General features: G+C 62.3%; 16 protein-coding genes. 3 read left to right on the top strand and 13 right to left on the bottom strand.

Features of this window, described 5'->3' with window-relative positions; translation table 11 throughout:
* Positions 1 to 84 precede the first annotated feature (84 nt).
* From H290_RS0108825 to H290_RS0108790, 7 genes are all read right to left on the bottom strand, one after another.
* On the bottom strand, positions 85 to 381 hold the full coding sequence (locus tag H290_RS0108825) for a putative quinol monooxygenase (protein WP_020106431.1): 297 nt from the start codon (positions 379 to 381) through the stop codon (positions 85 to 87).
* Between the two features lie 210 nt (positions 382 to 591).
* The gene (locus H290_RS0108820) at positions 592 to 1,290 is read right to left on the bottom strand and encodes a hypothetical protein (RefSeq protein ID WP_020106430.1); all 699 of its coding nucleotides are present in this window, start codon (positions 1,288 to 1,290) and stop codon (positions 592 to 594) included.
* 1,220 nt (positions 1,291 to 2,510) lie between these two features.
* Entirely contained in the window at positions 2,511 to 3,209 is a 699-nt protein-coding gene (locus H290_RS0108810; protein WP_020106428.1) for a hypothetical protein, read from the bottom strand.
* Positions 3,210 to 3,468: 259 nt separating this feature from the next.
* The gene (locus H290_RS0108805) at positions 3,469 to 4,296 is read right to left on the bottom strand and encodes a hypothetical protein (protein WP_231373545.1); all 828 of its coding nucleotides are present in this window, start codon (positions 4,294 to 4,296) and stop codon (positions 3,469 to 3,471) included.
* A complete protein-coding gene (locus H290_RS0108800) occupies positions 4,283 to 6,580 on the bottom strand; it encodes a hypothetical protein (RefSeq protein WP_020106426.1) in 2,298 nt (765 codons plus the stop codon). Before H290_RS0108800 ends, H290_RS0108805 begins: the two co-directional genes overlap by 14 nt.
* Entirely contained in the window at positions 6,580 to 6,921 is a 342-nt protein-coding gene (locus tag H290_RS0108795; RefSeq protein WP_020106425.1) for a hypothetical protein, read from the bottom strand. Before H290_RS0108795 ends, H290_RS0108800 begins: the two co-directional genes overlap by 1 nt.
* A 183-nt stretch (positions 6,922 to 7,104) precedes the next feature.
* The gene (locus H290_RS0108790) at positions 7,105 to 7,815 is read right to left on the bottom strand and encodes an alpha/beta hydrolase (protein ID WP_020106424.1); all 711 of its coding nucleotides are present in this window, start codon (positions 7,813 to 7,815) and stop codon (positions 7,105 to 7,107) included.
* A gap of 117 nt (positions 7,816 to 7,932) precedes the next feature.
* On the opposite strand from H290_RS0108790, the gene H290_RS30150 reads away from it, so the two are divergent.
* Positions 7,933 to 8,508: a TetR/AcrR family transcriptional regulator gene (locus tag H290_RS30150; protein WP_020106423.1), complete on the top strand. Its 576-nt coding sequence runs from the start codon at positions 7,933 to 7,935 to the stop codon at positions 8,506 to 8,508.
* On the opposite strand, the gene H290_RS0108780 is transcribed toward H290_RS30150, so the two are convergent.
* Positions 8,488 to 9,381 (bottom strand): LysR family transcriptional regulator, encoded by an 894-nt coding sequence (locus H290_RS0108780; protein WP_036518497.1) that lies wholly within the window; start codon positions 9,379 to 9,381, stop codon positions 8,488 to 8,490. The two genes, H290_RS30150 and H290_RS0108780, sit on opposite strands and share 21 nt — an antisense overlap.
* A gap of 86 nt (positions 9,382 to 9,467) precedes the next feature.
* On the opposite strand from H290_RS0108780, the gene H290_RS0108775 reads away from it, so the two are divergent.
* Entirely contained in the window at positions 9,468 to 10,742 is a 1,275-nt protein-coding gene (locus tag H290_RS0108775; RefSeq protein WP_020106421.1) for an MFS transporter, read from the top strand.
* On the opposite strand, the gene H290_RS0108770 is transcribed toward H290_RS0108775, so the two are convergent.
* Positions 10,733 to 11,926, bottom strand: coding sequence for an acyl-CoA dehydrogenase family protein (locus H290_RS0108770; RefSeq protein WP_020106420.1), 1,194 nt, complete (start codon positions 11,924 to 11,926; stop codon positions 10,733 to 10,735). The genes H290_RS0108775 and H290_RS0108770 overlap by 10 nt on opposite strands.
* Positions 11,927 to 12,152: 226 nt before the next feature.
* Here H290_RS0108770 and H290_RS0108765 point away from each other — a divergent pair, with 226 nt between their 5' ends.
* Positions 12,153 to 12,974 (top strand): mycofactocin-coupled SDR family oxidoreductase, encoded by an 822-nt coding sequence (locus H290_RS0108765; RefSeq protein ID WP_020106419.1) that lies wholly within the window; start codon positions 12,153 to 12,155, stop codon positions 12,972 to 12,974.
* 69 nt (positions 12,975 to 13,043) lie between these two features.
* Here the strand turns inward: H290_RS0108765 and H290_RS0108760 are convergent, their stop codons facing one another.
* The 4 genes from H290_RS0108760 to H290_RS0108745 all read right to left on the bottom strand — a co-directional run bounded on the left by H290_RS0108760 (position 13,044) and on the right by H290_RS0108745 (position 19,087).
* Complete coding sequence (locus H290_RS0108760) at positions 13,044 to 14,138, bottom strand: phosphotransferase family protein (RefSeq protein WP_020106418.1); 1,095 nt, start codon at positions 14,136 to 14,138, stop codon at positions 13,044 to 13,046.
* A gap of 107 nt (positions 14,139 to 14,245) precedes the next feature.
* The gene (locus H290_RS0108755; protein ID WP_155976771.1) at positions 14,246 to 15,091 is read right to left on the bottom strand and encodes a VOC family protein; all 846 of its coding nucleotides are present in this window, start codon (positions 15,089 to 15,091) and stop codon (positions 14,246 to 14,248) included.
* An 8-nt stretch (positions 15,092 to 15,099) separates the two neighbouring features.
* Complete coding sequence (locus H290_RS28145; RefSeq protein ID WP_231373544.1) at positions 15,100 to 16,839, bottom strand: class I adenylate-forming enzyme family protein; 1,740 nt, start codon at positions 16,837 to 16,839, stop codon at positions 15,100 to 15,102.
* A gap of 43 nt (positions 16,840 to 16,882) precedes the next feature.
* Positions 16,883 to 19,087, bottom strand: a complete 2,205-nt coding sequence (locus H290_RS0108745) for an acyl-CoA dehydrogenase (RefSeq protein ID WP_028462960.1) — start codon at positions 19,085 to 19,087, stop codon at positions 16,883 to 16,885.
* Positions 19,088 to 19,116: the final 29 nt, after the last annotated feature.

Here is a 19,116-nt window from a genome sequence, read left to right as displayed (position 1 = left end):
CTAGAGATCTTCGATGTGTCGATAGCAAAAACTCGCGCCCGGGGTCAGGACCCCGGGCGCGAGTTTTCGTTCAGCTGATGGTCGTCAGATGTCTGCCGCGACGTCATAGACGGTCAGGCTCGGCCGGCCGGCCAGCAACGGGCCCAGGTCCTGGATCGCACCATCGCCGGCGCGCCATTCGCGGTACTTCGCGTCAGCCTCTGCAGAGGCCCAACGCTCGACGGCGAGGAACCTCGTCGGGTCCGCCTTATCGATGAGCACCTCGACGCCGTCGCATCCGTCAAAAGCCCGGGTCTCTGCCAGCACACGCTGCATCACGGTCTTCGCATCGTCGAGGGATTCTTCTTTGAACTTCAGCTCGAGAAGTGCGGTCAATGACATCTTCGGATCTCCGGTCTCATGGGGACGATATTTCTACTCGATCGAACCTACCCACTGGGGACGGTCGCCGAGTACCGAACCGGTCGCTTCTGCTGCCAACCCGACTTCATCCTGGCCAGACACCTGCCCAACTTCATCCCCGACAGCACCCGCCGAGGGCATATCTCCCTCCGACCCCGCTCCAGGGGACGAAGTTGGGGAGGTCCGGCCCTACGCCACGTTCGAAGGACCGATCCAGCCCGGATACTGAACCCCCACCGGCATCACCGGAGCCACGAACCCTGGCGGCTGTTGTTGATACGGCGAATCAGGATCCGGCTGCATCAACCCAGGAAACTGCTGCAACCACCAATCCCGGCACTCCTGCGGGACGAAAAGACCATCCTCACGCGGGGACCTCTCAGTGCCGCCGAAGACACTCCTGCCAAGCCGTATCTTCCACGACCCGAACACATTCCACGATGGTGACCGGTGCACTTCCGACCCATGATCGGGGTCGCGATCGACCACACCGGGCAGACCCGCGGTCTCGCCTGCATTCTCCAGCACAATTCGATCGACGCTCGCCGGAGGATCTGCATCATCAAGTCCCGGAGTTGAATGCAGCATGTAGCTGCATACCGTTGCCGATACCACCGATCCAGCTTCGGAGTAGTCGGCAATATGTAAGAAGAACGTCTCGTTCAGCGGCCGGAGATACTCTGCCCGGTGATCCCAACGTGCGAGCGCGAAAGGCTCATGTTCCGTCTCCAGCGCGGCGGTGAAACCGGGGAAGTAGTCGTCGATTTCCGCGACTGCGGGCCAGTAGAACCCTGCCTCGGTCGTCGCCCGTACCAACTCCGGGCCACGTCCGAACAAGTCAACGCCTTCCTCCGCCGACCACACATGCGGAGTGAAGCTCGTGAACACCTCCGGCCCTGATGACGTCGGTGCGGAGTCAGCCCCACCACCACACGCCGTCAGACTTACGCCCACAAACACAACCAGGCTCGCGTACCGCACAGCACGACTCCCCACCACCGGACTCCCCCTCGCTCTTCGCACCTTCCACCGGCGCAACTCACCGTCTGGCCACACATTTGTCCCAACTTCATCCCCGACAGCACCGTCCGAGGGCATATCTCCCTCCGACCCCGCTCCAGGGGACGAAGATGGGTACGTCGGCCCCTACGCCACGTTCGAAGGCCCAATCCAGCCCGGAAACTGAACCCCCACCGGGATCACTGGGGCCACGAACCCGGGCGGCTGTGTCTGGAACGGCCGATCCGGGTCGGGATGCGTCAGGCCAGGGAAGTTCTCCAGCCACCAATCCCGGCACTCCTGTGGGACGGCGCCTTCCTCCCTCGCGTAGTTGCCCGAGCCACCCCTGATGATCGTGCCCGATCGAATCTCCCACGAGCCGAACACATCCCATGACGGTGTCCGCTGATCATCGGTGCCGTGCCCAGGATCACGATCGATCACACCGGGCATACCTTTCGGTCCGCCCCTGTTCTCCAACACAATCCGATACACACTCGTCGGAGGATCGACGCTTCCGTTGGGCCCTGCCACAGATGCCAGGGCGAAGCCACAAATCGTTCCTGACACTGTCGTATCTGTTTCGGAGTAGTCCGCGATATGCGAGAAGAACGTCGCGTCGACGGGTTCCAGATATTCGGCTCGGCTCGAAAATTGATAGTCACCGAAGGGTTCTCCCCGAGTCGCCAATGAGTCTGTGAAGCCGGGGAAGTACTCGTCGACATCTACGATCGTCGGCCAGTAGAACCCACCCTCACTCGCAGCACGTAACAATTCCGGTCCGCGACCGAACCGGTCGACACCGGACTCGGCCGACCAAATATGAGGCGCAAAATCGGTCAGTGTTTCGAGACCTTCGGAAGGTGGTTCGACACTTCCTAACCTCCGCCACCGCATGCAGTCAGGTCTACGACCACACACGCAACGAAACTCACGAACCGCAAAGCACGACCAACCACCACCGCCGTCCCCCTCGCTCTTCGCACCTTCCACCGGCGCAACTCACCGTCTGGCCACACATTTGCCCCAACTTCATCCCCGACAGCACCCTCCGAGGGCATATTTCCCTCCGACCCCGCTCCAGGGGACGAAGTTGGGGAGGTCCGGCCCTACGCCACGTTCGAAGGACCGATCCAGCCCGGAAACTGAACCCCCACCGGCATCACCGGAGCAACGAAACCAGGCGGCTGTTGTTGATACGGCGAATCAGGATCCGGCTGCATCAAACCAGGAAACTGCTGCAACCACCAATCCCGGCACTCCTGTGGCACGAAATAGCCATCGTCTCTCGGCGACTTCTCAGTGCCACCGAAGATATACCGGCCAGTTCGAATCTTCCACGAACCAAATACGTTCCACGACGGCGACCGATGCTCTGGCGAGCCATGCTCGGGATCACGATCGACCACACCAGGCACACCTACCGGACCACCTTCCTTCTCCAACACAATCCGATACACACTGGTCGGCGGATTTGCATCATCAACACCCGGTTCCGCATGCAGCATGTAACTACACACCGACGCCGATATCGCAGAGTCTGTTTCCGAATAGTCGGCGATGTGAAGAAACACCGTCTCGGTCAGGGGTTCGAGATACTCCGATCGATGGTTCCAGCGGGCTACCGCAAAGGGCTCATGCCCGGTCCCGAGAGCCGTCGTGAAACCTGGGAAATAGTTATCGATCTCCTCGATCGCCGGCGAGTAGAACCCAGCTTCACTGGCAACCCGCACCAACTCTGATCCACGACCAAACAAATCGACACCAGATTCCGCCGACCACACATGCGGAGTGAAGTTGGTGAACACCTCGGGTGTCGATGACGCTGGGGCTGAGTCGGTTCCACCAGCACATGCCACCAGACCTACGACCACACACGCAACGAAACTCACGAACCGCAAGGCACGACTCCCCACCACCGGACTCACCCCTCGCTCTTCGCACCTTCCACCGGCGCAACTCACCGTCTGGCCACACATTTGCCCCAACTTCACCCCCGACAGCACCGTCCGAGGGCATATTCCCCTCCGACCCCGCTCCAGGGGACGAAGATGGGTACGTCGGCCCCTACGCCACGTTCGAAGGCCCAATCCAGCCCGGAAACTGAACCCCCACCGGGATCACCGGCGCCACGAACCCAGGCGGCTGTTGTTGATAAGGCGAATCAGGATCCGGCTGCATCAACCCAGGAAACTGCTGCAGCCACCAATCCCGGCACTCCTGCGGGACGAAATAGCCATCGTCTCTCGGCGACTTCTCCGTCCCTCCGAAAAACGTCTTCCCCAGCTTGATCTTCCACGACCCGAACACATTCCACGACGGTGTTCGCTGTTCATCAGTACCGTGCTGAGGGTCACCATCAGCGATGCCCGCCACACCTTTGCCCTGGCCGGTGTTCTCCAACACGATCCGGTATGTACCACCCGGCGGGTTCGCCGGATTGAAACCCTCGACTGAAAACAGCTTGTAGTTGCATACCGTCGCCGCGATCATTGTCGGAGATTCCGAGTAGTCGGCAATATGCATAAACATGGTCTCCTCAACCGGCTTGAGATAGTCCGCCCGATCGTTCCCCCACCGGGTCCGCACAAACCCGTCACGCTCGGAAGGCGACAAAGCATCGGTGAAACCTGGGAAGTAGTCGTCAATCTCTTCAATTGCAGGCCAGTAGAATCCTGCCTCACTCGCCGCACGAATCAATTCGGAACCACGGTCAAACAAATCGACGCCGGGTTCCGCCGACCAAACGTGAGGAGTGAAGTTTGTAAACTCCTCATTCGCGCCGGATTCTTGTTCTGCACCCGCCCCACCACATGCCGCGACCAAAGAGGCGCACGCGCCGACGATGCAGAGACGTAATCTGGGACTTAATGATTGCGCACTACCCTTCATCATCACCTTCTGAGTGATCGCGCATCGCATCGTCGTAGCCGTTTCTGACCAGTTGTGCGTCATCCTCACTGCCAGCCAACTGCTTCAGCATCCCGCTATAAGCCGCCGCGATGTCAGATTGCGACACACCTGCGTCCTTCGCTGCATCCCAGTCCATCAAGTTTCCCTGTTGGTCAAAAACGACCTTGTAATCGACTTCGAACTCGGGAGGCAACTCGGACATGCTAAGAATGTTGTAAGCAGGTAAGTAAAAGTTGGGAGCATCGACGGCTGCATTCTTTGCCTCACCGGGTTCCTCCCCTATCATCGACTCCTGCAATGAGTCACCCGACGCATCGATCATCAGGTTGATGTATTCGCCACCCTTCAGTTGGTCAATGCCGAAGGAGCCCAGGGTAGTCAATGCGGTGTACGCAGCTTCTTTTCGCGCATACACATCCTGCGCGTGCGCTGCTTCGTCATCGTATTGATCTTGCAGCGCCATGGTCATGCCTTTGTCTGTCAGGCCGAGTAGAGCGCCTGTGGTAAGCAGGTTGCTTTCAGCAAAGGGCGCAGACGGATTGGCGACGAATCGTCCCTCCAGTGCCAGCTCCTCGGCGATTGCGGCCTGGGTGAAGGTAGTTCCCGCAGCATCATCCGTATTCATCAATGCAAATATGTTGGATGAACCAGCGTAGTTCAGGTTATCTGCCGGGTCTGCCCAGTCTCCGATCCCGAAGCCGGCAACGTCGTCGCTGCCACCACCCGCGAGGATCCCCACGTATGGACTCATGCTGCTTGAAACTGTCCGCAGCAGTTCCGGATTGAGCTGCCCGACGGACTGTTCGTCTGTCCCAGGGATATTCCGTAGGTATTCCCAGGCGTCGTCGGTACTGGCCGCGCGTGCCACGGATTCCATGATGTTTCCCGTACGAGTCGCTGTCGCAACATCATTCGCGTTGTTCGGGTCCGAGATCGTGGCATCACCGTCGGCGAACTGGAAGAGGGTCGACGCAGCCTTGCCGTCGTCAGTCCAGTTGTGTGCAAGCACGTCTTTCACAAAATCATCGCCGTGATCCGGATCGTCGACCGCCGCTTCGACGGCGATCTTGTCCACACCGACCGCGCTGAAGATGTCCTCGGTGATCGCCATGTCCTGCGTTCCTCGGCCATCCACGGTGAAGAACTCGAACTTGCTGTCCGGATTCTGTTCGTGCGCAACCTGCGCGTCGAGGTACTGGCGCCCAACGTCCAGCAATGCACTGTCCAGCGCAGTGCCGTTCTGGTATCGGTCGTCGCCCTTGGAAACAATGCTTGCGATGGCCTTGTTGTCCGCAACACCGTTGAGCGCAATGCTGGGCAGCATCGTATTGCCGGCTTGTTCGTAGCCGATGACCGTCAGATCGTCCCGGGTCAAGGATTCTTTCATCCCGGTCGGCAGCCAGTCGAGTCCGCCATTGGTCGGAATCTCGGCATCGCCACGTACAGAGGCGGTGACCTTTTCGTTCGATAGAATCTGCAACGAATTCGCCACTGCTGCTTGGTTATCCGGCGAGAGATTGGACAGCAGGGCCGCTATTTCCTGCGGCGACTTTCCGTCCAACGCCGTACTCAACTGATTGAGGTACTCCATCTGCGACGCCGGGATGGCAGCAGTTTCCCCGCGAGCAAGTGCGTCGAGCTGTGCGTCCGTCAGGTGGGCACTCTCTTGAATACGACGTATCTGCTCGGGTGTCAGCGAGGACGGGTCTTTGGCCAGTGCCGCTCCATCGGTTCGGCCCTGGTCCCCTCCCGAAGTAGCGGCCGAGGTGAACGTGGCCGTCAGGCCCACCCGTGCAGCGGCCAGTTGCCCCTTGACCAACTCGTCGGCGGCGATTGTCGCGGTGACCGCATCGTCCAACTCACGTACCCGCTCAGCGAGCAGGGCAACTCTCGCATCATCAGGATCGGAATCGCTGTCGGTGATCACCAAGGACTCGGAGACAGTGAAACCATCGGACTCAGCGGCCACAATGGCAGCCTTGGCGCGCTGAAGCGGCGCATCGATTTCATAAAAGCCCTGCCTAGCCGTTGTCGCCACCGCATCGAGGGCGTCTACGACCGTGCCGACGGCCGCCTTGTCGGCAGTCGCGCGAGCCTGAACGGCGTCGGCAGTCGTACCTTCCCAGTAGATTTCGCCGGCTCTGGTGACGCTGGATTGATACCTGTCGAACAGGCCTTCAGCGCTGGCACCCAGCGCGGTCCAGGCATCAGCGATACTGGTCAGCGTTGCCGGGTTGAACGCCACCAATTGCGTTCTGGTCACCATCAGACGGGTTCTTCCGGATTCCAATCGCCGGTAGCCGCTGTGAACGTTGCCGCCAGATCGGCTGCCGACTGTTCGTCCGAGGTCCGAAACTCTTTGGCGACGTTGATCATCACGTCGCCGGTTTCACCCAAGCGCTCGTCGAGAGCAGGCACCAGCGCTTCATCGACAAGGTCCCCCGAAATTGAGGAAGCTTCGGCGACGGACGCCAAGATTCCCCCTTGAACCGACAAGAACGGACCGGCAGCCGGGCCGACCCGCAGCGCACCGGCTTCCGCTGCCAATCCGTGCAGGACCCCGCCGAGCCTTTCCAACTCGTCGACATCCGTCTGAAACGTGCCCATGTCAATCCCCCCTCTGCAGGCCAGACCCCCCAGCCCACGCGATTCGGATCGAGTATAGGTGGCGACCACAGCAGTTGACGCGCAGCGCGACGGGCGTCCGCACATCGCACCAAGTTCATCCCCGGAGCGGGTCTCGGAGGGCATATTTCCCTCCGACCCCGCTCCAGGGGATGAAGTTGGGGACTAAACCACCCGCAGGAGCAACTCGGTGACCGCCATGGGTTCGGAGATCATCAGGTCGTGACCGGTGTCGATGTCCCAGACGCGGCCGTCGGATTCTGCCGTGAGCTTCTCCACGTCACGGAATGGCAGAGTCTCGGAACATACGATGTGCGACTGCGGGAGCTTACGCATCTCGGACTCGTTGTGCAGCACCAGCTTCTGCTCGAAGCAAGCCCACGGGTGTGGGGTCAGCTTGGGCTTCATCCAGGCGATCTGGTCGGGGTCGGTGACGCCGTAGAACCCCATCGGGTCATTGCCCGGGAACAGCACGAGTTCCACTCCGTCGACGACCCGACTCGCCGACCGGGCAGCTTCCATCATCGGCCCCGCGACATCGACCAGCGACTGACCGTCCTCCGGGTTGGCGGCATCGAGGAAGACGAGGTGCCCGATCCGGTCGGTGGCCCGATCCGCTACTCCGGTGATGACCATTCCGCCGTAGCTGTGGCCCACCAGGACCACGTCGTGGAGATCTTCGAACTCCAACACGTTGACGACGTCGGTGATCTGGACGTCGAGGTTCACGTCTTTCGACACCAGATGCGACCGCTCGCCCAGGCCGGTCAGTGTCGGCGTGTAGACGTCGTGGCCGGCCGACCGAAGTTGGCGTGCGACCGATTGGTAACACCAACCACCGTGTCCGCCGCCATGTACCAGGACAAACGTAGCCATAGGAGTTCTCCGACCCTGTTCAGTAGCCCGGTATCACGCCGGACTTTAAGTAATCAGTTGATAACTTAACGACTCGAAGCCGCCACCGCAGCGTTTTCTCCGCATTAGAGTGCGTGAATGACCGCGCAGACCCCGAAGCGACGTAACGCGCCACGCACCAAGGCGCAGATTCTCGCCGCCGCCCAGCAGGCCTTTGCCGAAGAGGGCTATGCGGAGACGGGCATTCGTGAGATCGCCGCGAGGGCCGACGTGACGTCACCGATGCTGCACAGGTACTTCGGTACGAAGGCGAGTCTTTTCGAAGCCGCGCTGGCCGAGACGATCGACATCGGAGGTCTCTTCGACGCCCCCCGGGACACTTTCGGCGAACTCCTCGCGTCAGTCCTCCTGGACCCCGACTCCAACCTGCTGGGGCCGTCGATCGTGGCATTGGCAATCGGTCACACCGATGCCCGTGACATCGCGGCGCAGTCGTCGAAAGTCCATGTCCTGGAACCACTCGCAGACTGGCTCGGTCAACCGGACGGACCGCAGCGCGCATTTGAGATCGTCATGATGGGCATGGGTTTGGTTCTCTGTTCCAGGCAGCTCCCCCTGATGCCGGACGGAGACACCAGCGTGCAGAACGTCGGCACGTGGTTCGCACACACTGTGCAGGCGATCGTCGACAGGTCAGAGGGCTCGGCGACCTGACCGCTCGCTCGACCAGCCCGTGACGAACTCGCGAAATCGTGCGGCCGCCGGATTCATCGCGGTCTCACGTTTCCAGATGAGCCCGACCTCACGAGTGTTCTGCGAACCACCGAGTGTCACCAGGGAAATCCCTGGCGGAAGCTGGGAATCGTGCTCCACCGGGAGCAACGCGACCCCGAGTCCGGCGGCCACCAAACCACCCACCGTTGCCAACTCGGCGGATTCGAAGGTGATATTCGGACGGAAATCCGCTGCGGCGCACAGCTCTTCCAGAATCCGCCGCATGCCGAACCCGGTCTCCATAGCGACAAAACTCTCGTCACGCACATCGTTGATCGTCACCTGATCCCGCTGCGCGAGCGGATGCGTGTCGGCGACGGCCACGCCGAGGTGCTGACGCATGATCGGCGTCCATCCGACCTCGATGCTCTTCGGCCGCGGCGACACAATCGCCAGATCCGTATCACCGGAGAGCACCAGCCCGAGCATGTCCTCGGCAGCACCCTGCGCCAAACCGAATGCGACGTGCGAAGACTGACCGCGAAACTCGCGAATCAGTGTGGGCACCAACCAGATCCCGAACGAATGCAGGAAGCCCAGCTCGATCCTGCCCTCGACAGGGTTCACCAGCTCCGCGAGCTCGTACTTGGCTGTCTCGATCTCGGCGACCGCCCGCCGTGCGTGGCGCAGGTAGATCTGTCCGGCTGCGTTCAGGTTCAACCGCTTTCCCCTCCGGTCGAACAGCAGGACCCCGAGATCACGTTCGAGACGCGCCAATTGACGCGACAGCGTGGGTTGGGTCACATGCAACCTCTCGGCCGCCGTGGACACGTTCTCCACCTCCGCCAGCGTGACAAACCATTCGTGGTTCATCTGCACCTCCTTATGTCCTGAGCGTATAAGGAACCGCGAAATCAATCATTTCCCTCGTGCCGGATCGGCTGCAACCCTGGACATCGATGCAGACCCTCACTGTTAACACCGAGACAGCCCCGCGTCCGTCGGGCCGTCGAGTCGGCGGTCCAGGCTACCGGCGCACGACCCTGACGCTGTTCGCCGCCGGCATGGGCACCTTCATGACGCTGTATTGCGTGCAGGGCCTGCTGCCGATCTTCTCCGACCACTACGGGGTGTCCCCCGCCATGGCGGCACTGGCGGTATCGGTTGCCACCGGACTGCTCGCGTTCGCGATCGTGCCCGCCAGTCTGCTGTCCGAACGCTTCGGCCGGGTCCGGGTGATGTGCGTCGCCGCGGTATCGGCATCCGTGCTGGGCTTGGTGCTGCCATGGAGTCCGACCTTCGAGGTGCTGCTCGCCGGACGCGCCCTGCAGGGTCTGCTGTGCGCCGGAGTGCCCGCGGTCGCCATGGCGTACCTCGCCGAGGAGATCGACGGCCGGTCACTCGGGACCGCCATGGGCACCTACGTTGCCGGCACGACGATCGGCGGGCTCGTCGGACGGATGATCCCGACCCTCGCAGTCGATCTCATCGCATGGCAGTGGGCACTCGAACTGGCCTCGCTGGTTGCGCTCGGCTTCGCGATCCTGTTCGTCCGGATGATCCCACCCTCCAACAACTTCACGCCTGCGCGCATGACGGCCGGTGTTACGCTCCGCAACCTCGCCGGCCATCTACGCGACGTCCCCCTGCTGTGCCTCTTCGGTCTGGCATTTGTGCTGATGGGCGGATTCGTCACCGTCTACAACTTCCTCGGCTACCGATTGATCAACGCCCCGTTCGATCTCCCGGTCACGTTGGCCGGCCTGGTGTTCACGCTGTACCTCGCCGGCACCATCTCGTCGGCCGCCGCGGGCCGCATGTCGGATGCGTGGGGTCGCGACCGGGTGCTGGTGGCCGCGCTCGCCGTGATGATCGTCGGACTCGTCCTGAGTCTGCCCGACTGGCTCCCGACCGTGCTCATCGGAATACTTCTTTTCACCGCAGGCTTTTTCGCGGCCCACTCGGTGTCCAGTGGTTGGGTCGGAGCCCGTGCAACCCACAATCGCGCCGGCGCGTCATCGCTGTACATGCTCTGCTACTACCTGGGCAGCGCGTTCGTCGGTGCGTTCGGTGGGATCGCGTTCACCGTCGCCGGGTGGGCCGGCATCGTCGGCTTCGTCGGTCTATTCCTGTGCGCCGCAATAATACTGATGGCAATCCTGTCACGCACACACCAACGGCCGAATTCGCTCCACCTGCGGAGCGAATTCTCGGCCGGCAAGATTCAGAGCTGATACTCGTCGAGAAGGCGCCTGCTGATGATCTGTTTCTGGATCTCGCTGGTTCCCTCGCCGATGAGCAGAAATGGTGCGTCACGCATGAGCCGCTCGATCTCGTATTCTTTCGAGTATCCGTAGCCGCCGTGGATTCTGAAACTCTGTGTGGTGACCTCGTTGCACAGCTCGCTCGTCAGGTACTTGGCCATCCCGGCGGCGAAATCGTTGCGTTCGCCGGAGTCCTTCAGACGGGCCGCGTTGACCATCATCAGGTGTGCCGACTCGACTTTCGTTGCCATCTCCGCGAGCTGGAAGGCGATCGCCTGATGCTCGGCGATCGGCTTGCCGAACGTCCGGCGCTGTTGGGCATACCGGATCGCTAGTTCGAATGCGCGGATCCCCACTCCGCAGGCCCGCGCCGACACGTTGACACGACCGACCTCGACTCCGTCCATCATGTGGAAGAAGCCCTGCCCCGGTACTCCGCCCAGGATGTCGTCCGCGGATGCCACATACCCGTCGAAGAGCAGCTCCGTGGTGTCAATTCCCTTGTAGCCCAGCTTGTCCAGCTTGCCTGGTATCACCAAGCCCGGTTTGACCTCACCGAATCCGGCCGGCTTCTCGATCAGGAACGTGGTCAGATTGCGGTGTGGCTTATCCGCGCCTTCGTCCGTTCGGACCAATGCGGCGACCAGCGTCGAACTACCGCCGTTCGTCAGCCACATCTTCTGGCCGTCGATCGTGTATGTCTCGTCGGGATTACGCACCGCCTTGGTCCGAATCGCCGCGACATCGGACCCGAGATCCGGCTCCGACATCGAAAAGGCGCCCCGAACCTCACCGGTTGCCATGCGGGGCAACAGGTTCTGCTTCTGTGCAGGTGTTCCGTGCTGGCGCACCATGTAGGCGACGATGAAATGGGTGTTGATGACCCCCGAAACGCTCATCCACCCCCGCGCCAGTTCCTCCACGCACAGCGCATACGTCAGCAGTGACTCCCCGAGCCCGCCGTACTCTTCCGGGATCATCAGGCCGAACAGACCCATGCTCCGCATCTGGTCGACGATCGCCTGTGGGTAGGTGTCGTTGCGCTCGAGTTCGGTTGCGTTGGGGATGATCTCCTTGTCGACGAACCCTCGGACAGCTTCGACGATCTCGGTCTGGAACTCGGTGAGACCGATGGTCTGCGCCAGTCGTGTCATGCGTTGCCTTTCCAGGTCCGGCTCACGAGCCGATTCGTTCGAACACCGCGGCCAGGCCCTGGGCCATCGCCGATGCACATGCTTCGACTCCATACTGCACCAGCGGACGGCTCTGCTCTTGCGCCGATCGGCCCTGAACTGGCCGGAGTCACTATGGTAAGTATTACAGTGAGTATTACGACAATGGCAACCGGACATCGCGACAGACCACGACGGAGACAAGGACATGGGCGATCGGCTCAGTGGCAAAGTAGCTTTCATCACGGGCGCGGCTCGCGGTCAGGGACGTGCGCACGCAGTTCGCATGGCCACTGAGGGCGCCGACATCATCGCCGTCGACATCGCCGCGGAACTCCCCCGCTGCGTGCCGTACAACTCCGCAAGTGAGGCAGACCTCAAGGAAACGGTCCGCCTGGTCGAAGCGACCGGGCAGCGCATCGAGGCCTCCGTCGTCGACGTCCGCGATTTCGAAGGACTCGGCAAGGCGGTCGAAAACGGTGTCGCGGCGCTGGGGCGACTCGACATCATCGTCGCCAATGCGGGCATCTCCGTGCCGGAGGCCTGGAACGAGATCACGCCCGAATCCTTTCGCGATGTCATGGACATCAACGCCACCGGAACCTGGAACACGGTGATGGCGGGCGCCCAGAAGATCATCGACGGTGGCAACGGTGGCTCGATCATCCTGATCAGCTCTGCTGCCGGAGTCAAGATGCAGCCCTTCATGGTTCATTACACCGCCAGCAAACACGCGGTGACCGGATTGGCCCGCGCCTTCGCCGCTGAGCTCGGCAAGCACTCGATCAGGGTGAACAGCGTGCACCCCGGACCTGTCAACACCGACATGGGAACCGGAGAGATGGTGAACAACCTGATGAGGGCCGCCGAGACCAATCCGAACCTGAACAACATGCTGACGCCGTTCTTGCCCGACTACATCGCCGAGCCCAGCGACATCGCCGACGCCGTGCTGTGGTTGGCGAGCAACGAGTCTCGCATGGTCACCGCCGCCCAGATCTCGGTCGATCAGGGTTCGACCCAGTTCTGATCACGCAGGCGACACCGCCTGCAGCCACCCGGCCGTTCTCGATCAAGCCGGGTGGTACCTCCCTGCGATTCACGAATCTGTTGCGGGCACTTCGATGAGTTCGAGGCTGTTCAGTTCCCGGATGGCCCGGCATCCACGTTGCAGCATCACGATGAACATGTCGTCTCCGCGCGCGGTGTCACTAGCGAATGCACAACCCAGCGACGGGATCAGCAACGCCTGCAACATCCCGATCCGGTAATCGCGCCAACAGGTTTCACGGGAATAGTCGGTGATCCCATACTTCAGGAGTTCCTCGTGATACTCGTCGACGAGTTGTCCTTCGAGCTCGGCGCGCAGTTCCGGAACCAGACTGGTGCCGATGAAGTAGGCCAGGTCGCGGGCCGGCAGGCCGACACCCAAGGTCTGCCAATCGACTACCGTGAGCCGGTCGCTCTCGGTGTCGAAGAGCATGTTGTCGAGCCGGTAGTCCCCGTGCATCAGTGCAAATCGCTCTGGCGAATCCCGTAGCCACGGCTCGACGAGACCCATTGCAGCGGTGAGTGTCTCGCGATCCTCCTCACTCAACCGCGAACCGATCTTCTCGATCACCATGCCGGCACTCATGACCGCGACATCGCCGAGCATCTTCATCGATGCGTCGTCCTTCATCGTCATCGACAACGCATGGAAGTCGTGCCAGACAGGATCGCACCACGTCGGGCCGTGCAGCCCAGCCAGGGCGCGGGACGCCGCCGCCGCCTGGTCGGCGCCACAACCACCGATCTGATCGCCCTGCACCGCGGTGGCCTGATCGGCGAGCAACAGAGCGAAATCCCCTGTGTTGTCGTCGATGTCGGAGTGATAGCAGTCCGGCTTCGGTATCTGAACCTTGTCCGCCACCGTCTCGTAGAAGGCACACTCACTCCGGTAGCCGAGGATGACGCGGTCACGGGTGGAGTCGTCTTGCGCGGGCAGCTTCAACACGTACGTGGCCGGTAGCTCCGGCCGGGGCGTGGCGTAGTCCACCCGGATCCGATAGGTGGCGCCGGTCTGACCGGTTCCGATCGGACTGACATCCACGTCCGCGACATCGACGCCGGCGCCTTTCGCGCTGAGCACCGACGACAGCCACGCGCTGGTGACGTCGGACGGATGCCGCGGAATCGACAACGCCGTACTCACCGTGCCACCGACTGCGTCAGCGGGAAACGGGTCAAATATCGGTACTTCACAGCAGATTTCATCGGGATTCCTTCGGTGAGTGGCGTGAGGAGATACCTTCCGCATCGCTACGGTAAGGATATCGGCATGGATTTCGAATTGGTTCGGTTCGGTTCCAGCAGCCACACCGGGATTCCGGTCGCAGCCTCATGCGGGAGCCTGGTCAGCAGCTGCGTGGACTCGTGCAGCGACGCTGCCGTCTGATTCTCGGAACCGAAGAGTACAAACGCAACACCGTCGCCGGTTGCCGTGTCCCAGAGTGGCGGGGCCCAGGGGGAAACCGTGTGATCCCGGACGAGTAACGAGCGATGATCACCCCAGCTGACGAGGAACCAGCCATCACCGTTGTCCAGAACATCGCCGAGCAGCGCCCTGACAAGAAGATCGTGGGCCCGGCCCAGATCCGACGTGGTCACACCGACCAGTGCGATGCCTTGCGCGTGACCACTCGGCTCCGGAAAGTCTTGCGGTGCAGGCATCTTAGAGGCTTGGCTGTCAATGAACTGATCGTCCGACTCGACGATCTGGACCAGGGTACCCACACCCGTCTCCTTGGGATGGATGAAGGCCTCCAGCCACACCGGCTGTTCACGGCTCTCACCGCCGATCTCAAATCCGAGCCGGGTGAGGTCTGCGATGGTGTCGTCGAGAGAGGGCACTTTGAATGTGAAGTGGTGCGGAGAAGGCCCACGCCGCTCGATGAATCGCTCCATGAATCCACCGGGCGTATGAGGTGCGATGAACTCCAGGCGCAGCCCTTCGCCGAAATCGAGCTGGTACGGCGCGAAGTCGCCGTTGGGTCCGCCATAGCCCCACTTGCCACCGAGTTCGGACACGAACCGTGGATACGAATCCGCCCACTGAACGACGCCGATGGCCAGGTGATCGAGTTTCGCACCGATCGAAGTTCTCACCACCGGCGTCACCATGTGGCGAGGATGCGCTGATCGTCGTCGAGGACGTGTTGACGCACGGCCTTCTTGACGGTTTTGCCGGTTGCGGTCTTGGGGATCTCGTCGGTCATGTAGAACGCTTCCGGGCACTTGAATGCGGCCAGGCGTCGTCCCGCGAACTCCCGGAGGTCCGCCGGTGTCGGCTGGGTGCCGGGACGCGCCACGATGACCGCGCAGGCCCGTTCCCCCATGATGCGTTCCGGCAGTCCGATCAACACCACGTCCTGGACATCGGGGTGCTCGAAGAGAACGGCCTCGACCTCGGCGCAGTAGATGTTCTCGCCGCCGCGGATGACGACGTCCTTGAGCCGGTCCACCACGTAGATGTAACCCTCGTCGTCGATATACCCGAGGTCCCCGCTGCGGAACCAGCCGTCGACGAAGGATTCGTCAGTGGCGGCCTGATTGTTCCAGTACCCCTTGGCATTCTGCGGTGAGCGAAAGCACAGCTGGCCGATCTCCCCTGGGCCCAGCGACTCGCCTGACGGGCCTTCGACCAACAGGTCGGCAGTGATGTTGAGCCTGCCGACGCTGTCCGGGTGCTCGAAGTATTCGACCCCGATGTTGTTGACCACCGCCGACGTCGTCTCGGTGAGTCCGTAGCCGTTGTACACGCGGACCGAATCCCCGAAGACCTCTCCGGTCAGACCCACCAGATCCGGTGGCACGCTGGCCGCACCCATCGAGAAACCGGTGACCTGCGGGCGGAACTTGACGATGTCAGGGTGTTCGAGCATCTCCCGGGCGATCGTGGGGGGACCTCCCAGGCTCGTGACACTCTCCTGTTCAGCGAGTTTCATCGCCTCGTCGATGTCCCACTTACGCAACAGCGTGATCTTCGCGCCGCCCATCGCGGCGCCGGTGATCCCGTTGATGCCACCGATGTGAAAGAGCGGAGCGGCCTGGATGCCGCTCGACTGAACCGGTTGGCCCGACGGCTGATTCCCACTGATCATGACGTCGCGGATGGTCGCAAAACCCATGTTCATGACACTGCAGAGGATGCCCCGATGGGTGATGACCACCCCTTTGGGCCGGCCGGTGGTTCCGGACGTGTACGAGATCGCGACCACGTCATCGGCTGCGGCTGTTGCCAATTCGGTCACGTCGAGTCCCGGACCGAATGCCAGGTCGTCGTAGGCCGCGTCCCCGACGTGACTGCTTCCGGCCGTACGTACCCCGACGATGGTCAGCGCCGACTGCCCACCCTCGACGCTCGCGAGCCGTTCGATTCGCTCGGCATCGGCGAACACCACCTTGGCGCCCGACTCTTCGAGGGCATTGTGCAACTCCGCACCCTGCCACCACGAGTTCAGCGGGACCACGATCGCCCCGAGGATCACCGCGGCCCAGAACGCGGGGACGAATTCGGGGTAGTTCCGCATTGCGATGGCAACCCGATCACCCTGTTCCACACCGAAATCGGACCTCAAGCGCAGCGCCAAGCTGAGCGCCTGCGCCCGGATGTCGCCAAAGGTCAGACGGTCGTTCTCGAAAACCAGGTGAACGAGATCCTGATGCGCCTGCGACATCGCGAAGACATCCACCAGCGATCCCGGGATACTCACGAACGAACGCACTCGGACTCCGTCGATGAGAACCTCTTCGACCGCGAAGGGACCATCTGGGCCGAACATACCCGCCAGCCGTGGATCGGTGGCGTAGTCACTGGAGAAGGTCAGGCGATCAGTAGCTGGGCCGAGCGTCACGATTGGCTCCTTGAAGTATGTTGTCGCACATTGGTGATGATCGTCAGTCGCGAGGTAGTCCGAGAAGACGTTCGGCGATGATGTTGCGCATGATCTGACTGCTGCCACCCGCGATCGTGCCGGACCGCGTCAGCATGAAGAGCGATACCCGTTGTGCTGCTTGCTTGTCCGTCATATCGAGTCCCGCGGGGCCGAGGACACTGATCGCGAGTTCACTGACAGCTTGTGAGAAGTGAGCCGACACGAGCTTCCGGATGCTGGCCGACGGGCCGGGATCGAGACCCTCGATCTGCCGGAGCGCGATCTGCTGCCCCACGGCTTTGACGACCTGGCCGGTCGCCAGCAGCTCGCCGAGGCGATCGTCGAACAGCGGGCTGCCCGGGGTCTCGGAGACCAGTTCGTCAAGGCCGTGTCCGAGTGTGGAATTGGCTGCGATGGCAACCCTTTCGCTCGCGAGCGTGGCCCGCGCCAGCTTCCATCCGTCATTGATCTGTCCGACCACCAGGTCGTCCGGAACGAAGACGTCATCGAGGAAGACCTCGTTGAACACGGCGTCACCCGTGATCTCCCGCAGCGGCCTGACCTCGACACCGGAGCCCTTCACATCCACGATGAAGTAGGTGATCCCCCGGTGGTTCTTCGAATCCGGATCCGTGCGGGCCAGACAGATGGCCCAGTCCGCCTGCATCGCATTCGATGTCCATACCTTCTGACCATTCAGGACCCAGCCGCCATCGACGCGCTCTGCCTTCGTCCGCAGAGACGCGAGATCCGAACCGGCCCCAGGCTCGGAAAACATCTGGCACCAAGTGATCTCACCACGCAACGTCGGTGAGACGAACTGCTCTCGCTGTTCGTCCGTACCGAATTCGATGATGGTGGGCAGCGCCCAGTTACCCACCACGATGTCGGGAACACGAATCCCGGCCCGGTCGAGCTCCTCCGCGATCAGGATCTGCTCGATCGCCGTCGCCGCCCGCCCGTACGGCTGCGGCCAGTGCGGCGCGATCAGACCCTCGTCGGCAAGTGCGATCCGGAGTTTGGATTCCTCGGCCGGCAGCCCGGCGATCAGTTGTCTGATCTCGTCGTGGAGTCGGTCTGTCTCTGCTCCGAACGACACCGCCCATTGCCGGCGCGCCCCCGTCCGGACGACCGCGGTCATGCGGGCACGCCAGTGATCGGAGCCGCCGGAGATCTCTTTGAGTGTGAGCGCCCGACGCAAGGACAGGTGCGCGTCGTGTTCCCACGTCATCCCGATACCGCCCAGCACCTGGATGCAGTCCTTGGAGTTGAGGACCGCGTTCTCCAGGGCCACCACTCCTGCGGCACCCGCCGCTACCGCGAGCTGTTGGCGTGATTCGCTGTCTCCGAGACGCAGATACGCCGTCGCGGCCCCGGCGGCATCCCACGCCGCCGCGCCGGCCATCTCCGACCGCGCCAGCATGTCCGCGCAGAGGTGTTTGATCGACTGGAACGAACCGATGGCACGCCCGAACTGGACACGCACCTTGGCGTACTCCGTTGCGGTTTCCTGTGCCCACCGGGCGATCCCGGCCGCTTCCGCGCCTGCGGTGGTGACCCAGAGGTCACGTACGAGTTCCGAGTCGACGCCGGCGAGAACACCGTCGTCGGACACCAGCGCATCAGAGATCCTGACCCGCGCCGACGGGCGGGTGACATCGACGCTGTCGATGGGCGTCACCGTGACCGCCTCACCCGTCGGAACAACGAGCCAGCGGATGCCGTCCGCGGTCCGGACCGACACCACGATCCGCGTCGCCTGCTGTGCACCGATGACGTAACCGACGTCGCCGGAGACCAACCAGCCATCCGGTGTTCGGGTCGCTTCGGCGTCACCATCCAGGGCGACAACCACGATCTCCGATCCGTCGGCCACCCCGCGGAGTACCTCCGCGTGCGGACCGGTGTCGGCCTTCTGCGTGGCCAGTACCAGCGCACCGACGGTGCCCGGTGCCAGCGGTCCGGTGGCGATCCGAAACCCCAGTTCGGCGATCGCAATCGAGGACTCCTCGACCGTTGCTCCCACTCCGCCGGCCGATTCCGGTATCGCCAGCGCCGGAAGGCCCAGCTCGATTGCCTCGGTCCACCAGGGCGGACGCGTCGTCGAACGATCACCGGGTGGTGTGTTGACCTCCGCCCGCGCCGCCGGGCGAAGCCCGCAGCGGTCGCCCCAGGATCCAATTGACGCCGCCAGGTCCTGTTGATCCCTGGTTACCGTGAGAGACAATCTGAGCTCGATTCTGTGCAGATAGGCGT

It is taken from the genome of Nocardia sp. 348MFTsu5.1 (assembly GCF_000383535.1).
Taxonomy (GTDB): domain Bacteria; phylum Actinomycetota; class Actinomycetes; order Mycobacteriales; family Mycobacteriaceae; genus Williamsia; species Williamsia faeni.
The sequence above is the reverse complement of the archived record's forward strand: the minus strand, read 5'-3'. Positions and strand labels throughout refer to the sequence as shown.